Below are 20886 nucleotides of genomic sequence, written 5' to 3' on the forward strand. Positions count from 1 at the left end.
CCCCTTTTACGCTTCTTGTTTCAATGCGAGGCCAAAAACATCTAGATACCTCAGTTCTTCATCACTATCTGAAAAAGTAAACACCTCAGGAATAAGGCTTTCCTTCAATTTTTTCTTTACTTCATCTAAGTATGGAAAATCGCCAGATAATAATACTAGACTGATGTTTGCCTGTCCATTTGAAATGGAGTATTGGTAAAAATCAATTAAACGATTGATTTCAATCGTATTTTGACCAATTGCTTCTTCTATTTCTTTCTTGCTCAAATCATATGGATAACCATTTAAGTTTAACTTTAAGTATCTTGTAAAGATTGCCTTATGATGATGAAACACCGTGACAATCAAAGCGTTCCAATTCCACTGAATATGTAAAACGTGGTCATTCTCTTGTCGATATCGTTTATAATAATATCGATAAACAGATAGAGAAGTTAAATCAGCAACTAGTGGTTTTAAACCAACTTCTCGAAATACTTCTTCAAACGCTACAATTTTATCTTTTGGATAGGCATATAATAGTATCTCTCGTTCCTGTTCATTCTCCTCTAAAAACTCAATCGTTATCGCTGGATTAGCAAAAGGAAGATGAAAGCTAGTTCCTAGTTGATGATGTAGATAGCTTATAGCTTCTTCATGTGTAAGCGACATCGGGATGGTAATTTCCCGAATCACAACAGAATCATCTGGTAAACAGAAAAATAACTCTTTCTTTTTCCATCTTTTCTTTTTGATTAATTTTGTTAGTACTTTCGATAACAGTTCTTTATTTTCAATTACGCCATCCTTTATCGTACCAGGAGGTAAATCTACTTCTCCCTTATCTACCAAACTTTCCAGTGTAGCATGCTTATGATAGGAATACCTAAGCACGTGATTTGTGATAACTATATTAACTCTGCCATTCTTTAGTAGTCCCATGCTACCACCTACCTAGATTATATTCGAAAGGTACCAGTTCAACAGTACATCACCGTAGAAATAAGTCAATAACGTTCCAATGACAATATATGGACCAAAGGGTACTGGTTGTTTTCGGTCAATTCGCTTAAATAAAAGTAACAGCATACCAATTAATGCCCCAATTAAACAAGATAGGAAAAAAGCTATCAGTACGTTTTTTATTCCTAATACAATTCCTAATACAAAAAATAGCTTCATATCCCCAGCCCCCATTCCCCCTCGACTAACGAGAATGATTAGAGCGATAATAACAAAACCAGTAATAGCACCAGCAATCGGAGACCACCAAGGTTCTAATGGCTCGATTATTCTTAGGATGATAAAAAGTGGCAAAAAGAATACCAAGACTTTATTTGGTATAAGCATATACTTCAGATCGGAAACAAAAATAATAATTAATAGAGATATTAAAAGTAATGCTACTAATAATTCTATTTTTAAACCAATATGGATAAAACTTAAAGCAAACAGTACTCCTGTTAGTAATTCCATCATTGGATAAATGAAAGATATTTTCTGTTTACAGTTTCTACATCTCCCTAGCTGTATCATATAAGAGAATACCGGGATGAGTTCATACCATGCCAATTTATGGTGACAGTGCGGACATTCTGAACGATCATGGATAAAGGGTTTCTTTTGTGGTACACGTATACCGACTACATTAAAAAACGAGCCAAAAATCAAGCCTAATATAAAAAATAACACGATAAAAATCCCCATTTACTTTCTCCCTATGTAATTTTAAGAAAACGCCCTGCAAATTATTGTTATGCATGGGCGTTTAATATATCAATTATATATCAAAATAGAACTATCTTGAATACGTGAATGTTACTTTTCCATTTGCACCTTCATTTACTTTAACAAATGAATTTCCACTATATTTAGCACCATCCGCTTTTGGATCTTCAGGTATTTCCTCTAGGAAACCATTACTTTCTAATGTGCTTAGTGTATAACCTTGAACACTTGCATCTATTGCTACGCCACTTACATGTGCAAGTCTTGCGGCATTTTCAAATAATTCAACGTTCGCATCATGTGCATCGTTTTCTGATTTCTCAATTACATTCCCTATCGCTGGTATTGCAATAGCCAAGATAATACCTAGAATTACAATTACAGCTAGTAATTCTACTAGAGTAAAACCCTTTTGATTTTTTTGAATACGTTTAAGCATTCAACTCCCACCTTTACTATATTATTTTATAAACATAGTTGGTCGGTTGCACTACTGGCTCCTAACTACCCAAGTGCCCAAATACAGGTAATTATTCCTAGCCTCCTACATAAGTCCTATGATTATTATAATAGATGTTTCCAATATAATCTATCATAATTTTTATCGGATATTTTCAAATAATGAGAACATCGGTACAACTACTGCTGCAATTATACTTCCCACAATAACTGTCAAAATAATGATCATGAATGGTTCTATTAACGTTTTAATCCTAGTAGATAGTTGTTCTACTTCTTCCTCATAAAAAGAAGCTGCCTTCATGAGCATCTGGTCCAATGTTCCCGTTTTCTCTCCAATCTGAATCATTTGGATAACTAAGGCAGGAAATGCCCAATGTGATTTCATAGGAGTTGTCATAGATTCTCCGACTTCAAGCGATTTTCGAACCTTTACTAAGACATTTTTTAATACTCTATTTTCCACAACCTCCTCGGTAATTTCGACAGATTGCAAAATCGGCACAGAGCTATTTACTAAAGTACTTAGGGTTGTCATGAACCGGACCAGAGCACCTTTATGAACAAGGACACCTAGGAATGGCAGTTTCATTTTTAACTTGTCCATTCGATAGGCAAACGATTCATTTTTCAGCAGAATCCTATATATAAGTATTAAACCTACTAATAGAAGTACTAGCATCCACCAGTATCGTCCGACAATCTGACTTAGATTTAAAATAAATTGAGTAAATGGAGGAATATTCTCCCCAAAAGAATGAAACATTCCTACAAATTGAGGCACAATGAAAACTAGTAAGAATATACTTAAAAACAAAGTAATAATTCCCACTATGCTGGGATACATCATTGCTGAAACAATGCGCTGTCTATTCCGATATTCTTTTTCAAAGTAATCAGCCATCTCATTCAATATTTCATCCAGTTTACCGCTTGCCTCACCAGCTTTTATCATGTTAACCAGCAGGGAAGGAAAAAGCTTGGGATGTTTCGATATTGCTCTGGACAAAGGTTCACCTCTATCCAATTGTTTATCTATATCGGTTAGTGCTAACTTCAATGTATGGTTATCAGTTTGTTTTGCCATTGTTTTGGTTGAGTCTGAGATCGGAATTCCCGCATGTATAAGTGTGGCATATTGTCTTAAAAATAATACAAATTCTTTATTATGGACACGTTTTGCAAATACGATATCTTTATTCCAAACAGATGTTTCCTCTATCTCAATAACAAACAGTTTTTCTCGTTCTAACTCTTGAAGCGCAGACTCTTTGTTATCTGCTTCAATTTTCCCCTTCACTCGTTCACCTATACTATTTTTGGCAACATATTGAAAGTTCATGGCTCCCCCCCTTTCTCCTATTAACGTAATATCCTATATAACTTTAAAATACCCCCTATATATTCCTATCAATTAAAAAAGGAGCTGCGGTTTCTGAACTGATGATATTTTCTTGTATTAACCTTCTCAAATCCATTTCTAATGTATGCATTCCCTGCTCTTTAGACGTCTGAAGAACACTTTGAACCTGATGTAATTTTTCATTTCTAATTAAATTCTTAACCGCTGAGTTATTAATTAACACTTCCGTTGCAACACACCTACCAGATTGATCCTTTGTTACTAATAAGCGCTGAGAGATTACTGCTTTTAATATGGAGGATAGTTGAATACGTATCTGTTCTTGTTGCTCGGGAGGAAAAACATCAATTATCCTCTCAATCGTAGACACAGCATCTTTTGTATGGAGTGTCCCTAATACTAAATGACCTGTCTCTGCCGCTGTAATAGCTGTAGAAATTGTCTCTAAATCACGCATTTCACCTACTAGAATCACATCTGGATCCTGTCTCAAACTTGCACGTAGTCCACCCGCAAAACTGTTCGTATCAAAACCGACCTCTCGTTGATCTATGATGGATTGATTATGCGAATGCATGTACTCAATTGGATCTTCTAGGGTAATAATATGTTTTTCTATCGTTTGATTCATGTGATTTACCATCGCTGCTAATGTAGTACTCTTCCCACTTCCGGTCGGGCCGGTAACTAATATAAGTCCCTGATGATAAGTAACAAGCTTCTTCGCTATTTGTGGTAGTTTCAGCTCGTCTATAGAAGGAACTCTAGTTGGTATGATTCGAATAGCAAGTGACAATTCCCCACGCTGAAAATAGGTATTAATGCGGAAACGTGAAACACCGCTAATGCCATAAGAAAAATCGATTTCCCGCTTAAGCTCCAATTCCTTCCATAATTCCTCTGGTAATATCTCTTGGACGATTGTCTTCGTCATAGATGGCATTATTTTTTCTTTATTTTGTTCTATCAATTTACCATTCACACGAAAAATAGGGGCTTTTCCTATGGTTAGATGAACATCGGAAGCGTTCATATCATAGGCTTCCCTTAACCAGCTTTCAAATTGTTCCTTCATGTTAATCCCCCTTAATACCCTATCGAAATCTGCATAATTTCTTCCATCGTTGTTAACCCTTCCCTAACCTTCATAAGGCCATCTTGAATTAAGAAGGATGCTCCTTGGTTACTTAAATAGTCCCGTAACTCTTTTATGGAGGCGTGATTCAAAAGCATACCTTTGATGGTCTCATCCATTATTACAACTTCATGAACAGCAATTCGACCACGATAACCTTGCTGATGGCAACTCCCACAGCCTCTTCCATATGAAACTTGTTCTGCCTGAATTCCGTTTTTGGTAAAAATATTCCTTTCCATTTCTGTAACTGGTCTTTCCGTTTTACAATCTCGACAAATCCTTCTGACTAGCCGTTGTGCTACGACTCCATTTAATGAAGAAACTACTAGATACGGCTCTACACCCATATCAATCAACCGTGGTACAGTATCCAACGCACTATTGGTATGCAACGTACTAAATACTAAATGACCAGTTAAAGATGCTCTTATCGCAATCTCAGCTGTCTCTTGATCCCGTATTTCTCCTACCATAATAATATTTGGATCCTGTCTTAAAATAGAGCGTAATCCATCTGCAAATGTGAGTCCGATAGAACTATTTACTTGGACCTGGTTAATACCCTTTAATTGAATCTCTACTGGATCTTCAACTGTAATGATATTGACATGCTCTTTATTCAACAGGTTTATGGAGGCATATAAAGTTGACGTTTTCCCGGAACCAGTTGGTCCAGTTAAGAGTACTAGCCCTGATGGCTGAGTAATTAACTTTCGATATTTCTGATGATTTTCCTTAGAAAAATTCAATTCACTTAGATCCATTAGAGCGTTCTGTAAATCAAGAACACGAATAACTACTTTCTCCCCAAAAACTGTCGGGAGACAGGAAATGCGCAAATCAACAGGAGTTGTATTAACCGTCATTTTTATTCGGCCATCTTGTGGTAAACGTGTTTGCGTAATGTTCAAATTAGCAAGGATTTTAATTCTAGCCACTAATGGACTTTGAATCTGTTTGGATAAAATCGTTTCGGTATGCAACCGACCATCAATACGATAACGTACATAAACATCTGATTCATGTGGATCGATATGTATATCACTCGCCCGCAATTGGATCGCAGCTTGCAGTAATTGATCTAATAATTTTATTATTGGAGCTTCATCACCATCATGAGCGATTCCAATTGAAATGCCACTCTCATCCCTAAAATAGTATCTGTTGATTGCATGTAAAATATCGTCTTTTGTAGCTATCACTGGCGATATTTTGAAACCCGTAGATAGCTCTAGATCATCGATTACATAATAATCCATCGGGTCTTTCATTGCGATAACAAGCGAGCTTCCTTGAATCTTAAGTGGCATAATCAGATTACGCTGCGCAACTTCCTTTGAGACATATCCTAGTATTTCTTTTTCTATTGGGTATTGATAAAGCGATACTTGTGGAATTCCCAATTGAAACTCAAGAACTTCAATTAACTGCTTTTCTGTAATATAACCGCGTTCTAATAATGCATCGCCCAATTTTTGATTTGGTTTCTTATTTGCAATGGTTTCATTTACTTGCTCTTCTGTGACCAATCCAGCCTCTTGTAAGAGATCTCCCAACCTTTTCCGTGCGGGCATATTACTCACCACTTTCTATTTGTATCATTATCGATGATTCTATTTCTTCTACTTCACCATTTGCTTCTCCAATACTGGTAAACGTAATATTCATCTCCGACTCCGAGGTTCTGTTTAGGGAATGATCCGCAAACCAAAACTTATAGTTGCCGGAATCATCAAGATTAAATTTCTCTCCCACCCTTATATCGGGCAACCTTACCTCATCTTCTGCTTCATAAATAGTAGGTAAGTTCTCTTTTACATAAGTCTGATAATAGTCTACCCCCATAGCTGCTATCTGTTCAGCTACCGTGATACTTTTTCCCTTCTGAATTTGTTTAGTCGTATTAGTAATTTGGAAAAATAAAGCCATGACAAATAGAAGGATGAGAGTGATAACCATTACAGTCATTACTAAAGCAGCGCCCTTTTCATTATTCCAAATTCTCATAAATACCCCTCCATTCTTCCAGAAATTTAGAATTGTAAAAATATAAGAATCACTTTACACATTTTCCACAAAGAAACATTTCATCTATTTCCGTATATATGTATACGACTCACCTACAAGGGTATTATCCTGTGAATAAATTTGGATCTTTGTTCGATAAAGACTTACTTTTTCCTCTTGACATACATGTAGATTTACATCATATTCTCTACCGTTCATCTCATATGAATCACCATAATCAACGAAAGAATAAGTATCGTTACAGCTGGCAATCTCGATATTTGAAAAACCTTCTGCATTACTTTCTAAATTGTAGGCAACTTCTGCTATTAAATTAGCCCCAATCAGATTGTCCTCTGATTTATTATTCCATTGAGCAATATTAATAAATATCGGTATAAAAGCTCCGATAACAAGCGTTAATATAGCAATGGAAGCTAACAATTCTACTAGTGTAAACCCGTTTTTGTTGTGGAACATCTAATCTCACTCCCGCTATTGAGAATCACGCTGATAAGTGGGTACTTCTTTCGGATGGGGACCATTATAAATCCCCTCCTATACCTTCACTACTGTACAAGAGGAAACTCACTCAAACCTTTAATATATTCATCAATATGGAGGTAATTTACTTTAGTTCCTCCACTCTTTACATGAAAACCATCCCTAGCAATAACAATACCCTCAAAAGAGGAGCCATTGAATGTAACCTTTCCATTCGGAGCAATCACTAATCCAGAGAATTTGTTTATCCAACTTTTCCCTCCTATACTAATGTCCCCCTTGCTAACGATAATGAAATTAGTAAATGAATCGACGTACTTATCGGCTGTACTATTATAATGACTATCTAAATTAATGTTGTTTCCGAATATCTTCATATTTTGATCACTAGTAATGGTATTGGTATAACCATTCTCCATAAACCAACTATCATCACGAAGATTAGGGATTCTATTATTGGGAATCGATTGTACAGCAACTTGTTCCTGCTGGACTACATTCCTCAATATACCTTCTCGGTAGTTGTCTGGATGCGATAGAGTACCCGTATAATATATCTTCGAATTGCCATTTAATGTAGGAGTCCAACCTAGCTCTACGTCACCATTGACATAGATATTCCCATTAATTACGGCATCCTTTAATCGTAAATTACCATTTACATATACATCTCCAAAAATCTCACGTCTTCCTTCCCAGAGCGATAAATCGCCATTAACCACTATTTCGCCGGGAGCTGACGCAGACCCTATCCCTGCACTTCCACCACTTAAACGGACATCGCCATCAATATAGATAGTAGAAACTTGATTGAGAGCTCCACCGTTTAAATGTTCCGTTATCATGTCTCCTAGAATGACAATAGAGGCATTCGATCCGTTCACTTGATTACCTTGAAAAATAAATTCAGAAGTATAAATATAAACATTATTCGCTCGTAAAAAGGAATAAAAACTACTATCAGATTGACGTTGTAGTACGATTAACTCCGATGTCCTCCCCTCTACCGCTGTCTCCAAAGTTAGAGAATTGTGAGCAGAATCAACTAAATTAAGCTCAACTTGAAGATCTTCTTCAGGATCTAAATCGGAAGTGCATGGCTGTTGTGCGTTCACTATAGTAGAATTCACCTTTAATTGCATGGTCAAATCAGGATTCAACAGGAGTTGATCATAGCATAGCTGGTATATATCATCACCATGATGACGATTCTTGATATCATTGATAATGACATTTGCTTCTTGCTCTAATAAAATCTCAGCACTATTTTTTTCATTAAAATTAATCACTGTATATAACACACTGTAGGCTAACGAAAAAACGATCGTCACAATTGCAAGGACAGCAAGTAGTTCAACCAAAGTAAACCCTTGATTAGAGGATAGATACTTTTTCATCTTATTTACACCACTTTTATTTTTTTCACAGAGTTTGATTGATATCTATTATAGCATTTTCTTTCTGATAAATAAGTATATATTACCAATACATTAGCCCTATAACTCACAAACGAAAAAGACCGAACAGCTATTGAACGGCCTTTTTTAAAGTAATAACTTTCTACTGTCTAGCTTCCAAACTACGTTATTATAGGTTTATTTCGCTCCCAACTTCCATTACTAATCCTTTTCCAGTTTGTACATTTCGAGCAAACTCTGCTGGATTTTGTTCGATTAACGGGAAGGTATTATAATGAATCGGTACGACCGTTTTAGCCTTGACCCAATCTGCTGCAATCAATGCATCTTCTGGCCCCATGGTAAAATTATCACCTATTGGAATAAATGCGATATCGATATCATTCAACTCACCATACATTTTCAGGTCGCTAAACAATGCTGTGTCTCCTAAATGATAAATGGTTTTTCCATTGGCCATGATTAAAATCCCTGCTGGCATTCCCGTATAAATCATTGTGCCATCCTCTTCTGTAAAGGAAGACCCATGAAAAGCTTGGGTAAATTTCACTTTACCAAATTCAAATTGTCGTGAACCCCCAATATGCATATTATGTACCCGAACACCTTTGGTACCAAGGTAGTCAGCAAGTTCGTTAGGCGCGATAACTAGAGCATCGTTCCTTTTAGCTATTTCTACAGTATCTCCGACATGATCATTATGACCATGAGTTAGGAGTATGTAATCTGCCTTCACTTGTTCAACCTCTAAATCACATACTGGATTACCTGTAATAAATGGGTCAATTAAAATAATGTGATTCCCTGTTTCAATCTTGACAACAGAATGTCCATGATAGGAAAGCTTCATCAAAATCATCCTTTCTAATCTTTTGCTACAGTATAGATTCGACATACAAGTTAGTATTCCTTCAACAAAAAAATAAAAGACAGCATTTTTAATGCCGCCTCTTTTGAATTATTCTTTTCCCATTGCCTTTTTCAATTCAGCTAGTTCATCCTCTACCGCTGTATCCAGCTTTTTAAATTCATCATCTAAAGTTCTGCTCTGGGTAGATAAATCCTCACTAGTTTCAGCTTCTGCCTCAAATCGGAGTACTTTTTCTTCCATTCTAGCAAAGCCTTGTCTTGATTCATCTCCACCAATTGAGGACATGCTTCGATTGATTTTTGTACGTGTTTTTGCCGATTCAGCACGTGCTTTAAGAGAATCTTTCTTTAGTACCATTTCTTGATATTCTCGTTTCATTTCATCCAATTTACTCTTTAAAACTTGTGAATCGTTTTTCGCCTGCTCATAGGATTGGTTAAGTAAGGCAGCCTGATTTTCATATTCGTTCTTTTCTTGCAATGCCCGCTTAGCTAAGTCGTCTTCCCCAGCCTGAACAGCTTTTTCAGCCTGAGCCTGTCTTTTCTCAACCATTGCTTGAGCATCCTGAGCTTTTCGCATTAATATCTTTTCATTTGCGATTTGCTTTGCTACTGCCGCTTCTGCCTCTCGGATATCTTCGCCCATGTCACGAAGAAACTGGTCGAGCATTTTCACAGGGTCCTCAGCTTTATCAAGCATGGAATTTAGCTCTGAACTGACAATTGTTTTCATTCTCTTAAAAAATTTAAACATGATTAGCCTCCTAATTATTTAAATTTTGTAATGACTACTAATTACTACGATTAGAATGAAAATTGGTTTCAAAAAATTGTCTTAGTTGTATTTCATTTTTTATAAGGTTTATAATGGTTAGTAATAAATGAGGTGATATAAATGTCTACAAGATTAGACGCTTTACTAAAGAAACTACATAACAATGAATTGGATAGTATACTAGTGACTTCTCCAGCAAATGTGTACTACTTAAGTAATTATTACACTGATCCACACGAACGTGTTGTCGCAGTGTATATTAGTTTAAAACAGGATCCAATTATGATATTACCAGCAATGGAGGCAGAGGATGCACGAGCAGCTGGTTGGAATTTTTCCATGATTGATTATCATGATCATGAAGATCCATGGGAATTATTTCTATCTTTCCTAAATAATGAAGGGAAAATCCCCTCTACTCTTGGAGTAGAAGAGGAGAGCCTTACTTTAAGCAGATACAATAGTATTCAACGCATTCTTCCAGAAACAAAAGTAAAAAATGTTCAAGAAATCCTTGCTACATTACGGGTTATTAAAAGCAAAGAAGAATATGAATTACTGAAGAAAGCTGCAGAACTTGCTGATTATGGTGTTCAGATCGGAATCAATGCCTTAAAAGAAGGTATTACTGAAATGGAAGTAATCGCAAAAATCGAATATGAACTGAAAAAACAAGGTGTTCAGTCCATGTCATTTTCAACTATGACCTTGTTCGGGCAAAAAACCGCTTCACCACATGGAACACCAGGAACAGCTAAACTTAAAAAAGGTGATATGGTTTTATTTGATTTAGGAGTCATCTATAAAGGATATTGTTCTGATATCACAAGAACAGTAGCATTTCAAACTGTAAACGAAGAGCAAACAAAGATTTATCAAACTGTACTAGAAGCACAATTAAAAGCAGTAGAGGCATCCAAATTAGGCAATGCAGTTGGGAATATCGACAAGGCTGCACGGGAACATATTGAGGCTAATGGTTACGGGAAATACTTCAATCATCGAATAGGCCATGGTTTAGGTTTAGAAACACATGAGTATCCATCCTTACATGGAAATAATACCTTACCATTACAAACAGGAATGTCATATACGATTGAACCTGGAATCTATGTACCTAATGTAACTGGCGTTCGTATCGAGGACATGATATTCATGACTGAAAATGGCGCCGAGGTATTAACGAAATTTCCAAAGGAATTACAAATCGTAGAATAAATATAAAAGCAAACGAAGGGCCACTATTAAAGTGACCCTCTTTTTTTATCCTAAAGACTTTTCAGCATTTTTATATTCTAATCCGTGAGCAACTGCAACTGCTTCATAAGTTACAAAGCCATTCATTGTATTCAATCCTTTTAATAGGGCTGCATTTCCTAAACACGCCTCACGATAGCCTTTATTTGCAATCTGTAGTGCATATGGTACTGTTACATTTGTTAAACCTATAGTGGACGTTCTTGGAACACCGCCAGGCATATTCGCTACAGAATAATGAAGCACTCCATGCTTGGTAAAGGTTGGATTATCATGAGTTGTTATTCGATCGCTCGTCTCAAATATACCACCTTGATCAATTGCTACATCAACGATGACAGAACCCTCGGACATTTGTTTCACCATTTCCTCTGTAACGAGCTTTGGAGCTTTTGCTCCTGGTATTAATACGGCCCCTATTACTAAATCAGACTGTGCGACACATTCAGCAATATTCATTGGATTTGACATCATCGTATTAATAGAAGTGCCAAAGATATCGTCTAAATAACGCAGTCTTTCTGGATTCAAGTCCAAAATACTCACATTTGCACCAAGTCCAACAGCTATCTTAGCAGCATTTGCGCCGACTACTCCACCACCAATAACGGTAACATTCGCCCGCTTAACTCCTGGAATTCCGGCAAGTAATATTCCTTTACCGCCTTTAGACTTTTCCAAGAATTGAGCACCTATTTGTGCTGCCATTCGGCCTGCCACTTCACTCATCGGAGTTAATAGTGGAAGGGAACCATTTGGTAGCTGAACCGTTTCATAAGCGATCCCAACTACTTTTCGTTCTAACATGGCACGAGTCAATTCGGCTTCTGCCGCTAGGTGAAGATACGTGAACAGGATTTGTCCCTCATAAAAATAATCATACTCTTCCGGTAACGGTTCTTTTACTTTCATTACCATTTCCTGTTTCCATGCTTCTTTTGCTGTTTCTACAATAACAGCCCCTGCCTCTGCATATTGTTCATCGGTAAACCCTGAACCAAGTCCTGCATTTGTTTCGACAAATACGTCGTGTCCTGCATTTTTTAGGGTTAATACACCACCCGGTGTAATGGCTACCCTATTCTCATTATTTTTAATCTCTTTTGGAATCCCTATCTTCATATGAACACCATCCCCTATCATTATGTAAGCACTTACATTGTATAAGAAAACTAAAAATACATACTATCTACATCATACAGAAAAAAATAGAAACAATCTACCCTTTTTTAGAGTAGATTGTCTGGAGATGTTATTCTTAAGCCTTTCTGTTGTTAAAAGTCCATATCCCTTTATTATTATGCAGCTGGTCTTCAACAACACCACTCTGATAACTTTCAAATAATTGGTTCTTTACAGCAGAGACTCCACTTGGATCTTCGAACAACTTATTCTGTTGCTTCTTTTTGGCCATGTATCTCACCTCCATTTATAGTTTGTACTAAAATTGACATTAAAAGCATGTTTACATTTACCAATTGTAAGCGCTTTTACGATATAATAAAGACAGGAAGGGGAGATTAACATGCGTTTTGAATACAGAAATATCGTCGTAGCTATTGATGGCTCTGAAGCTTCTAAAAAGGCATTTCAAAAGGCAATCGATATTGTTAAACGCAATTATGCACACCTTATCATTGCCCATGTCGTGAATTTTCGAGCCTTTGCTTTTGCGGAATCCTTTGACAGCACAATTTCTGAACAAACCGAAGAATATGCAGAATATCTTCTGGATACTTACGTTGCCGAAGCGCAAGAAGCTGGAATTCAGAACATCTCCCGTTGTCTGGAATACGGTTCACCAAAAGTTAAAATAGCCCGAGATATTGCAATGGAATTTCAAGCAGATCTAATTATTTGTGGTGCAACCGGAATGAACACAATAGAGCGGTTTTTAATCGGAAGTGTTTCTGAAAGTATAACGAGGTATGCAACATGTGATGTTTTAGTTGTTAGATAGTCTGAGGGTGCATTAACATAAAAAAGGTTTTGGTATTAGCTACCAAAACCTTTTACATTATTTGGTTAATCGTACTGTATCCCTTGCAATCATTACTTCTTCATTGGTAGGGATAACGATAACTTTTACAGGTGAATGTGGATAACTGATAAATTGTTCTACTCCTCTTGCTGCGTGGTTTAGTGATTGGTCCCAATAGATTCCCATAAACTCTAATCCATTTAACACTTTAGCACGAATCGTGTCACTATTTTCCCCTACACCAGCAGTAAATATTACCGCATCCACACCAGACATTCTTGCTGCATAAGATCCAATATATTTATGGATTCTCCCTGCAAATACATCAAGAGCGAGCTCTGCACGCTCATTTGTAGCAGATTGTTCCTGAATGTCACGAAGATCGCTTGAAAAACCTGAAAGTGCAAGCATTCCACTCTCTTTATTTAGAACATTTACTACTTCTTCTGCAGTTTTACCCGTTTTATCCATAATATATGGTATTAATGCTGGGTCGATATTACCTGAGCGAGTACCCATAGTAACACCTGCAAGCGGAGTGAATCCCATTGAAGTATCAATAGATTTACCACCTTTAATAGCTGCAATACTTGCCCCATTACCTAGATGACAAGAAATTAAACGCAAGTCCTCTAAAGGCTTATCCATTAACTCTGCTGCACGTTGTGATACATATTTGTGAGAGGTTCCATGGAAACCATATTTACGTATACCGTACTTTTCATAATACTCGTATGGTAAGCTATACAGATATGCACTTGGAGCCATTGTTTGATGGAATGCAGTATCAAACACTGTAACCATAGGAACATTTGGTAATACTTCTTTGAATGCTCTAATTCCTGTTAAGTTAGCCGGATTATGCAATGGTGCTAATTCAGAAATTTCTTCAATATCTTTAATAACTTGTTCTGTTACTAATACTGAGTCATTAAATTTCTCTCCACCATGTACAACACGGTGACCTACAGCATCAATCTCATCAAGTGATTTTATTACACCAGAAGTAGTTAACTTCTCCAACAGTAATTTTACTGCTACCTCATGGTTTGGAATATCCGTTACAGTTTTATCCTTGTTTCCATTTACTTCAAATGTAAATACTGCTTCTGGTAATCCAATTCTTTCGACAAGCCCCTTTGCTGATACTTCTTCTTGTGGCATTTTAATTAATTGAAATTTTAATGATGAGCTACCAGCGTTAATGGCTAAGACGTTACTCATGGTTGTTCACTCCTGTTGATATGATATTCTTGAAACCAATTGTTCATCTTTCCTAAGATATCTTCCATAGCACTTGTATTCTTTAAAGATGGAAGTTGTACTAACAATGGTTGTTTTGGTCCTTCTGTATTTTTCCCCTTCTTCTGTAGGATTAAAATACATTTTGAATTTTTCTCTGATTTAAATGCACTCTCTGGTAATTGTACTACTCCCACGATGTGAGCATTTTTTTGAATATACGTATGTAGCTTGTCCGAACCTTCACTATCAAATATAAAATTTGGCACAAGTAATAATAAATACCCACCAGAGTTCGTATAATTCATACTTTGCTCTAAGAATAGATGATGAGCAAAAGAATGACCTTCATCTGATTTCAATTCGAAATTTGCTGCACGTATGTCGTCAGGATAGTATCCAACTGGAAAGTCTGAGACAATTAAATCTACTGGATCCAATAAAAATGGACGTAGACTGTCTTGATGGAAGAATTCTATCGTTGTCTTTTGTAAGTTAGCATTTACTAGAGCTAGCTGAATTAATGTAGGATCTACCTCACTAGCATAAGCAGCGACTCCTTCATTTAATTGTGAAATGACGGTAGTCAACAGATTACCAGTGCCAGAAGCAGGATCAAAAATACGGATATTTTTCTGATTACCCATTAATTTTTGAGCTAGATATCCTACAATAAGCGCTATTGCTTCTGGAGTTATTAAGTGTTGTTGCTGTGTGTTATCCTTCATTCCTTTAAGTACAGCAAATTGAATAGCTTTACGGATATCTTCTGATTGATATTCCTCTAAATTCACACGATCTAAAGCCGAATTCAATTTATGAGATAAAATATCATCCATTGATTCTTCAGCACCCTGGTAAAATAATGTTTCCAACGCTATTACCAAACTATCCAAATAAGGTTCGTTCAAATGTTGTTCAATGACTTCTGTTGTTTCATCAATCCATTCAAATAATAGTTCAACTTTTGTTCTTTCCATCATAATCCTCCGTTCCATCTAGACCCGTTATATTGTAACAGATACTTATAATCCTATACAAAAGAATTGATTTAGACAGAAGATTTGCAGAAAAGTTATAATTTCGATAAAATCTCAACTTAACTTTTTATTCATCCAAAGGTCAGTTGATATATGACATAGTAAAAAGCCTCCCAATATAGGGAGACTTATTTTTATTGAGCATTCTTCGCTGCCTCTAAAGCCTTGTCATAGTCAGGATGGTCTGAAACCTCGCTCACATATTCTACATATGTAATTTTATCATTAGAATCGACTACGAATATGGAACGAGCTAATAATCGAAGCTCCTTAATTAATACGCCATACTTTTCACCAAAGTCAGCATCGCGATGATCGGAGAGCATATTTAAGTCTTCCACTTGATTAACTTCTCTCCATCGCTTCTGTGCGAATGGTAAGTCCATACTAATCGTTAGTACCTGAACATTATCTAATTTTTTCGCTTCTTCATTAAAACGGTTGGTTTGAATGGAGCATACACCAGTATCTATGGATGGTACGACACTAATGAGTTTAATTTTACCTTTATAATCTGATAACATCTTTTCCTCTAGGTCGTTATCTAAAGCTTTAAAATCTGGCGCCTGATCTCCGACTTTCAATTCTGAACCTATCAACGTAACTGGTTTTTGTTTGAATGTTACATTTACCATAATATCCCTCCTGTACCATTACTATAGTTACATTATAATTAATTAGAATGTAGATTACCAAGAAAAGCTATATTATATATCGTATATGGAAGGAGAGTCCTCTGAATCCGAGTTTTCTTCATCTGAATTTTTACTTTCCTTTTCCTTTTTACCTTCCTTATTACTCTCGTTACCTTTGTCCTTCTTTTCTGGTTCTTTATCCTTTTCTTTTCCCTGTTCTTTTTCTTTATCTTTGGAGTTATGACCCTTTTTGTCTTTACCCATATTACTTTCTTTCAGTAATTGCTGTATCTTCTCAACCGCTTTCGGAGCAAAATCAATAATTTTCTCATAGATATGGGTGTTCTCGTCCAAATGTACCATTTTAATCCCTTTAGGACTTACAATGAGAAACGCAACAGGGGTTATTGAAACTCCTCCACCGCTTCCACCCCCAAATGGGAAAACAGCCTCACTACTCGATCCCCCTTCACTACTCCCTTGTGAACCGCCACTAGGCATAAACTCACTACCACCTGCAGCAAAACCAAATCCAACTTTCGATACCGGAATAATAACACTTCCATCAGGTGATTCTACTGGATCCCCAATAATCGTATTAACTTCTATCATATCCTTTAAGTTTTCCATTGCTGTCGTCATCAGACCTTGAATAGGATGTTCTTCCATCTTTATCCTCCTTAACTTTGCGAACAACGCATATGTAATAATTAGGCAAACTTCTACTTCTTCATGAATCGATTTGCCATTTAGAAGCAGGAAAAATATTGGCAATTCGTATAACACGCATAGTTGTAAATATAGCTTTTCCTAATCGAATCGTTACAATGCAATCAACTTGTGAAAATAGTCCTTTTTGCTGGAAATGTGGGGTAATAGCTAAGTTCGGTTTACAATCAACATTCGATAACTCTGAGACAAATCCTAGCAGCCCCCCCTTAATCATCCAAACTCCACCAGTCACTAACCCCGTAGTACTAGCATCACCAGTACCAATATGTGTATTCCAATTTAATTCCTGGAAAGTAATCTTTTTAAGCATTATCGTAACCATGTTTTTAGCCAGTTTTAGTTGCCCCAGTATATTTTTAACCATATCTTTAAATCCAGTTAGTTTATCTTCAGTTACTTCCTGTAGGAATTCCAATATAAATGAAAACTCTTCTGTATCATCACCATTTAAATCAATCTTTCGATGAAGCAGTCGTAACTTTGTATAGTAAACAGAAATCAGTAAATGGTGATTATTCTTTTGGAAACAATAGTGAATCTTAATTTTTAGTCGGAACCATAAAAGAATAAAAAGAATGATAACTAATGTTATCAGGATAATAATCCAAGCCATACTCCCATCTCCATGTCATGTACCTATTTATTTCCCAAAAAGATGTTCCGAATTTTTCACAAAATCCCCGTTAATATAAGATAAAGATAGTTTGCCACTTCTTTCCAAACTTATGCATATAGTCTGTGATTGAATTTTTCAGGATTCAATCACATGATAAAAGGGCTATTCTCGATAGAAGAATAGCCCTTAGCCATTTATGCTATTTAGTTGTTATTAACCATTAATTCCGCCGAACTGCTGTTCAGCCATTTGTACTAAACGCTTAGTGATTTCTCCACCAACAGAACCGTTAGCACGAGAAGTTGTATCCGCACCAAGTTGAACACCAAATTCTTGAGCAATTTCATACTTCATTTGTTCTAGTGCTTGTTCTGCACCAGGTACTAGTAATTGATTTGAATTGTTGCTATTGTTGTTTGCCATGGTATTTCACCTCCTTGGTACGCTTATATTGTGTTATTTGGAGGTGATTCATTCGTATTTTTTATTGGAAAGTGTTGGAATTAACGAAGACGAACTTTAAAACAAACCTTCAAATACGTCTTCTGCCTTCTTTTGATCAGAGACTCTAATGACTTCTATTCCATCTATTGCTTCCTGAATAAGTTCTTCATAATCAAATTTTGACTCGTAATAATTTACGCGGTCACGTTTTGGCTTTGTTTTAGGTGCTTTTGGAACAAATATAGTGCAACAATCTTCATAGGGTCTAATAGATATATCAAATGTATCAATTGCTTTTGATATTTCTATGATTTCATCTTTATCCATTGTGATTAATGGTCTAATAATCGGATAGTTCGTAACCTCATTAATCGTGTTCATACTTGTCATCGTTTGACTAGCAACTTGTCCAAGGTTTTCACCTGTCGTTAAGGAAAGAATATCTTCCTTTTGGCAAACTCTCTCACTGATCCGTAACATCATCCGTCTCATAACAGTCATTCCATAGCCATCCGGAGTTTCTTGGAATATTCGTTGTTGAAGCTTTGTAAAAGGAACTATATGAATTTTTATACTCGGACCGAAGCGAGTTAGTTTTTCGGCAAGATCGATTACTTTTTGTTTTGCTCGTTCACTTGTAAAAGGTGGTGATTCAAAGTGAATAGCTTCAATTTCCACACCACGTTTCATTGCCAAATAACCAGCAACTGGGCTATCAATACCCCCAGATAAAAGTAATAACGTCTTACCTGAAGTACCGACTGGAAGTCCACCAGCCCCACGTATAATACTTGAAGTAATATAGGTTGCTTCCTGTCGAATTTCAACCTTTACTTCCATATCAGGTTGATGCACATCAACAGTGTATGCATCCGTATTACTAAGTAGATGTCCACCTAATATTTGATTTAATTCTTGTGATCGAATGGCAAACTGCTTATTAATACGTTTGACGGATACTTTAAACGTCTTAATATTTTCTGAATTGGTTAAGGCATATAATGCTGCTTCTTTTATAGCTTCCAGGTCATTTTCAACCTTAATAGCTAGACTTAAACTGTGAATTCCAAATATATTTTTTACCTTTTCGATTATCGGGTATGGGTCATGACCCTCTAATAATACGAACATTCTACCTTGTGTTCTTTTAACTTTTACTTCCGGAAACTCAGTTAGTTTATGTCGTATATTTTGTTGAAGTTTTTCCACAAACTTTTTACGGTTTTTCCTTTTAGTGCTAATTCTCCATAACGAATTAATATATGATCATATTGCATATTTATCTACTCCATTACTTCTTTTAATTGGGTTAATGCTTCTTTTAGTTGCACGACTAATGCGTTAATTTCTTCTTGTGTATTATCGTAGGATAGGCTGACACGTAAGGCAGATTTTGATCTATCCTGGGAATAACCACAAGCTTTAATAATTCTACTTTCATCCAAATCCTTAGATGAACATGCGGACTTCGTTGAAATAAATATTCCTTGCTTTCCTAAAGTATGAATCATTACCTCTGGTTTTAGTCCCGGTATTGAAAAGTTCATTATATGAGGAGCAGAGTCCTTGGGTGTGTTAATTAATATCTCATCTATTTTTTGTAACTCTTGTCGCAATTGTTGATGTAATTGTTGAAGCGTACTTATTTCTAATCGTTCACGCTCTTTGATTAATCGTAATGCTTTAACAAATGCCACTGCACCTGCAAGATTCTCTGTTCCAGAACGTATCTTATATTCTTGATCACCACCATGAAATAACGGGAATAGTTTTATACCTCTACGTCGGTATAAAATCCCAGTCCCTTTTAATCCATGAATTTTATGACCAGACATGGTACAAAGGTCAATTCCACTATCCGCTAAAACTAGTGGCACCTTTCCTAATCCTTGAACATAGTCAACATGAAATAGAAGTTTCGGATGCTTTTTGGCAATCTGACCAATTTCTTCAATTGGTTGTATAGATCCAATTTCATTATTTACATGCATAATACTAATTAGTATCGTATCAGGTCTAATTGCTTGCTCAACATCAGATACTGAAATGACGCCATCTTGGCTGACAGGCAAATAGGTAACATCAAATCCTAATGACTCTAAACTTTTACAAGCCTCATATACAGAAGGGTGTTCAATTTCTGTTGTAATAATGTGCTTTCCTCTGGCCTGATGTTGTAAGGCAATACCCTTTATTGCAATATTATTCCCTTCCGTTCCACCAGAGGTAAAGATAATTTCATCCTCATGGACATTTAATAGCGTTGCAGCTTGTTGTTTCGATGTATATAGAAGCTTTTCTGTTTCCCCTCCAAGTTGATGAATGGAAGAAGGATTAGCAAAAAAACTAGAAGATACTTGTTGAAAGCTTTTTAATACTTCTGGATGTGGTTTCGTTGTTGCACTATTATCTAGATAAATCATAATATCCTCCCCTATAGTAATGAAGTGCTGCCTTTATCTCTCATAAAACAAAAATCGAAGGCTGACTTTAGGAAATTTCCTTTCCATAAATCAGCCCCATAGACAAAAATTATTTAACCAACAGTTGGTTCTCCTCTATTCGTTTCAATGCCCCAGGTTCAACTTCTTCTAATGCACTAGCAGCTTGCTCTAAAGCCACTTCGTAGTTATAACTTCTGAACAAGCCTTCCGCTTCAGCCAGCCTTGCTGCAAGTAGCGGGAATTTACTTCTATAA

Annotated in this window: 23 protein-coding genes, 1 pseudogene and 1 riboswitch; of the genes and pseudogenes, 2 read left to right on the forward strand and 22 right to left on the reverse strand. The window is 36.2% G+C overall.

The annotated features are described in order from the left end of the window. Positions 1–6: 6 nt before the first annotated feature. From pilM to G5W_RS0119235, 11 genes are all read right to left on the reverse strand, one after another. Positions 7–921 (reverse strand): type IV pilus biogenesis protein PilM, encoded by a 915-nt coding sequence (gene pilM, locus G5W_RS0119185; RefSeq protein WP_010099164.1) that lies wholly within the window; start codon positions 919–921, stop codon positions 7–9. 12 nt (positions 922–933) lie between these two features. After that, positions 934–1686 (reverse strand): prepilin peptidase, encoded by a 753-nt coding sequence (locus tag G5W_RS0119190; RefSeq protein ID WP_010099166.1) that lies wholly within the window; start codon positions 1684–1686, stop codon positions 934–936. A gap of 91 nt (positions 1687–1777) precedes the next feature. Next, entirely contained in the window at positions 1778–2146 is a 369-nt protein-coding gene (locus G5W_RS24595; protein ID WP_010099168.1) for a prepilin-type N-terminal cleavage/methylation domain-containing protein, read from the reverse strand. Positions 2147–2177: 31 nt separating this feature from the next. Then, a riboswitch (cyclic di-GMP riboswitch) is annotated at positions 2178–2261 on the reverse strand. A 47-nt stretch (positions 2262–2308) separates the two neighbouring features. Further along, complete coding sequence (locus tag G5W_RS0119200) at positions 2309–3508, reverse strand: type II secretion system F family protein (protein ID WP_010099170.1); 1200 nt, start codon at positions 3506–3508, stop codon at positions 2309–2311. A gap of 55 nt (positions 3509–3563) precedes the next feature. Next, the gene (locus tag G5W_RS0119205; RefSeq protein WP_010099172.1) at positions 3564–4604 is read right to left on the reverse strand and encodes a type IV pilus twitching motility protein PilT; all 1041 of its coding nucleotides are present in this window, start codon (positions 4602–4604) and stop codon (positions 3564–3566) included. Between the two features lie 11 nt (positions 4605–4615). After that, positions 4616–6241 (reverse strand): GspE/PulE family protein, encoded by a 1626-nt coding sequence (locus G5W_RS0119210; protein WP_010099174.1) that lies wholly within the window; start codon positions 6239–6241, stop codon positions 4616–4618. 1 nt (position 6242) lies between these two features. Next, positions 6243–6674: a hypothetical protein gene (locus tag G5W_RS0119215; protein WP_010099176.1), complete on the reverse strand. Its 432-nt coding sequence runs from the start codon at positions 6672–6674 to the stop codon at positions 6243–6245. A gap of 84 nt (positions 6675–6758) precedes the next feature. Then, complete coding sequence (locus G5W_RS0119220) at positions 6759–7154, reverse strand: type II secretion system protein (RefSeq protein ID WP_010099178.1); 396 nt, start codon at positions 7152–7154, stop codon at positions 6759–6761. 89 nt (positions 7155–7243) lie between these two features. Continuing rightward, positions 7244–8575, reverse strand: coding sequence for a prepilin-type N-terminal cleavage/methylation domain-containing protein (locus G5W_RS0119225; protein WP_010099180.1), 1332 nt, complete (start codon positions 8573–8575; stop codon positions 7244–7246). A 190-nt stretch (positions 8576–8765) separates the two neighbouring features. Then, entirely contained in the window at positions 8766–9446 is a 681-nt protein-coding gene (locus tag G5W_RS0119230) for a metal-dependent hydrolase (protein WP_010099182.1), read from the reverse strand. A gap of 108 nt (positions 9447–9554) precedes the next feature. Continuing rightward, positions 9555–10220, reverse strand: coding sequence for a PspA/IM30 family protein (locus tag G5W_RS0119235; RefSeq protein WP_010099183.1), 666 nt, complete (start codon positions 10218–10220; stop codon positions 9555–9557). A 141-nt stretch (positions 10221–10361) separates the two neighbouring features. On the opposite strand from G5W_RS0119235, the gene G5W_RS0119240 reads away from it, so the two are divergent. Then, the gene (locus G5W_RS0119240; protein ID WP_010099184.1) at positions 10362–11459 is read left to right on the forward strand and encodes a M24 family metallopeptidase; all 1098 of its coding nucleotides are present in this window, start codon (positions 10362–10364) and stop codon (positions 11457–11459) included. Positions 11460–11504: 45 nt separating this feature from the next. Here the strand turns inward: G5W_RS0119240 and ald are convergent, their stop codons facing one another. Beyond that, positions 11505–12620 (reverse strand): alanine dehydrogenase, encoded by a 1116-nt coding sequence (gene ald / locus G5W_RS0119245; RefSeq protein WP_010099185.1) that lies wholly within the window; start codon positions 12618–12620, stop codon positions 11505–11507. A 136-nt stretch (positions 12621–12756) separates the two neighbouring features. Continuing rightward, positions 12757–12912 (reverse strand): hypothetical protein, encoded by a 156-nt coding sequence (locus G5W_RS24015; protein ID WP_010099186.1) that lies wholly within the window; start codon positions 12910–12912, stop codon positions 12757–12759. A 111-nt stretch (positions 12913–13023) separates the two neighbouring features. On the opposite strand from G5W_RS24015, the gene G5W_RS0119255 reads away from it, so the two are divergent. Next, positions 13024–13458, forward strand: coding sequence for a universal stress protein (locus tag G5W_RS0119255; protein WP_010099187.1), 435 nt, complete (start codon positions 13024–13026; stop codon positions 13456–13458). A 57-nt stretch (positions 13459–13515) separates the two neighbouring features. Here G5W_RS0119255 and G5W_RS0119260 read toward each other — a convergent pair whose 3' ends face one another. From G5W_RS0119260 to G5W_RS23470, 9 genes and pseudogenes are all read right to left on the reverse strand, one after another. Then, complete coding sequence (locus G5W_RS0119260; protein ID WP_010099188.1) at positions 13516–14703, reverse strand: acetate kinase; 1188 nt, start codon at positions 14701–14703, stop codon at positions 13516–13518. Next, a complete protein-coding gene (locus G5W_RS0119265) occupies positions 14700–15701 on the reverse strand; it encodes a class I SAM-dependent methyltransferase (RefSeq protein ID WP_010099189.1) in 1002 nt (333 codons plus the stop codon). The genes G5W_RS0119260 and G5W_RS0119265 overlap by 4 nt, the downstream gene beginning before the upstream one ends. A gap of 194 nt (positions 15702–15895) precedes the next feature. Further along, positions 15896–16396: a thiol peroxidase gene (tpx, locus tag G5W_RS0119270; RefSeq protein WP_010099190.1), complete on the reverse strand. Its 501-nt coding sequence runs from the start codon at positions 16394–16396 to the stop codon at positions 15896–15898. A gap of 72 nt (positions 16397–16468) precedes the next feature. Then, on the reverse strand, positions 16469–17065 hold the full coding sequence (gene ytfJ / locus G5W_RS21710; protein ID WP_010099192.1) for a GerW family sporulation protein: 597 nt from the start codon (positions 17063–17065) through the stop codon (positions 16469–16471). 61 nt (positions 17066–17126) lie between these two features. Continuing rightward, positions 17127–17741, reverse strand: coding sequence for a DUF2953 domain-containing protein (locus tag G5W_RS0119280; RefSeq protein ID WP_010099194.1), 615 nt, complete (start codon positions 17739–17741; stop codon positions 17127–17129). A gap of 216 nt (positions 17742–17957) precedes the next feature. Next, a complete protein-coding gene (locus G5W_RS0119285; RefSeq protein ID WP_010099196.1) occupies positions 17958–18167 on the reverse strand; it encodes an alpha/beta-type small acid-soluble spore protein in 210 nt (69 codons plus the stop codon). 96 nt (positions 18168–18263) lie between these two features. Next, positions 18264–19465, reverse strand: a pseudogene (gene thiI, locus G5W_RS22585) (tRNA uracil 4-sulfurtransferase ThiI). Positions 19466–19471: 6 nt separating this feature from the next. Then, the gene (locus G5W_RS0119295) at positions 19472–20611 is read right to left on the reverse strand and encodes a cysteine desulfurase family protein (protein WP_010099198.1); all 1140 of its coding nucleotides are present in this window, start codon (positions 20609–20611) and stop codon (positions 19472–19474) included. A gap of 109 nt (positions 20612–20720) precedes the next feature. Next, a partial coding sequence (locus G5W_RS23470; RefSeq protein ID WP_010099199.1) for a septation ring formation regulator EzrA occupies positions 20721–20886 on the reverse strand: 166 nt, incomplete at its 5' end.

Source organism: Ornithinibacillus scapharcae TW25, from assembly GCF_000190475.1.
Classification (GTDB): Bacteria; Bacillota; Bacilli; order Bacillales; family Amphibacillaceae; genus Ornithinibacillus; species Ornithinibacillus scapharcae.

Bases quoted from the DNA above. Each gene is read 5' to 3' on its own strand.
- pilM (WP_010099164.1), bottom strand. From the start codon at position 921: ATGGGACTACTAAAGAATGGCAGAGTTAATATAGTTATCACAAATCAC.
- G5W_RS0119190 (WP_010099166.1), bottom strand. From the start codon at position 1,686: ATGGGGATTTTTATCGTGTTATTTTTTATATTAGGCTTGATTTTTGGC.
- G5W_RS24595 (WP_010099168.1), bottom strand. From the start codon at position 2,146: ATGCTTAAACGTATTCAAAAAAATCAAAAGGGTTTTACTCTAGTAGAA.
- G5W_RS0119200 (WP_010099170.1), bottom strand. From the start codon at position 3,508: ATGAACTTTCAATATGTTGCCAAAAATAGTATAGGTGAACGAGTGAAG.
- G5W_RS0119205 (WP_010099172.1), bottom strand. From the start codon at position 4,604: ATGAAGGAACAATTTGAAAGCTGGTTAAGGGAAGCCTATGATATGAAC.
- G5W_RS0119210 (WP_010099174.1), bottom strand. From the start codon at position 6,241: ATGCCCGCACGGAAAAGGTTGGGAGATCTCTTACAAGAGGCTGGATTG.
- G5W_RS0119215 (WP_010099176.1), bottom strand. From the start codon at position 6,674: ATGAGAATTTGGAATAATGAAAAGGGCGCTGCTTTAGTAATGACTGTA.
- G5W_RS0119220 (WP_010099178.1), bottom strand. From the start codon at position 7,154: ATGTTCCACAACAAAAACGGGTTTACACTAGTAGAATTGTTAGCTTCC.
- G5W_RS0119225 (WP_010099180.1), bottom strand. From the start codon at position 8,575: ATGAAAAAGTATCTATCCTCTAATCAAGGGTTTACTTTGGTTGAACTA.
- G5W_RS0119230 (WP_010099182.1), bottom strand. From the start codon at position 9,446: ATGAAGCTTTCCTATCATGGACATTCTGTTGTCAAGATTGAAACAGGG.
- G5W_RS0119235 (WP_010099183.1), bottom strand. From the start codon at position 10,220: ATGTTTAAATTTTTTAAGAGAATGAAAACAATTGTCAGTTCAGAGCTA.
- G5W_RS0119240 (WP_010099184.1), top strand. From the start codon at position 10,362: ATGTCTACAAGATTAGACGCTTTACTAAAGAAACTACATAACAATGAA.
- ald (WP_010099185.1), bottom strand. From the start codon at position 12,620: ATGAAGATAGGGATTCCAAAAGAGATTAAAAATAATGAGAATAGGGTA.
- G5W_RS24015 (WP_010099186.1), bottom strand. From the start codon at position 12,912: ATGGCCAAAAAGAAGCAACAGAATAAGTTGTTCGAAGATCCAAGTGGA.
- G5W_RS0119255 (WP_010099187.1), top strand. From the start codon at position 13,024: ATGCGTTTTGAATACAGAAATATCGTCGTAGCTATTGATGGCTCTGAA.
- G5W_RS0119260 (WP_010099188.1), bottom strand. From the start codon at position 14,703: ATGAGTAACGTCTTAGCCATTAACGCTGGTAGCTCATCATTAAAATTT.
- G5W_RS0119265 (WP_010099189.1), bottom strand. From the start codon at position 15,701: ATGGAAAGAACAAAAGTTGAACTATTATTTGAATGGATTGATGAAACA.
- tpx (WP_010099190.1), bottom strand. From the start codon at position 16,396: ATGGTAAATGTAACATTCAAACAAAAACCAGTTACGTTGATAGGTTCA.
- ytfJ (WP_010099192.1), bottom strand. From the start codon at position 17,065: ATGGAAGAACATCCTATTCAAGGTCTGATGACGACAGCAATGGAAAAC.
- G5W_RS0119280 (WP_010099194.1), bottom strand. From the start codon at position 17,741: ATGGCTTGGATTATTATCCTGATAACATTAGTTATCATTCTTTTTATT.
- G5W_RS0119285 (WP_010099196.1), bottom strand. From the start codon at position 18,167: ATGGCAAACAACAATAGCAACAATTCAAATCAATTACTAGTACCTGGT.
- G5W_RS0119295 (WP_010099198.1), bottom strand. From the start codon at position 20,611: ATGATTTATCTAGATAATAGTGCAACAACGAAACCACATCCAGAAGTA.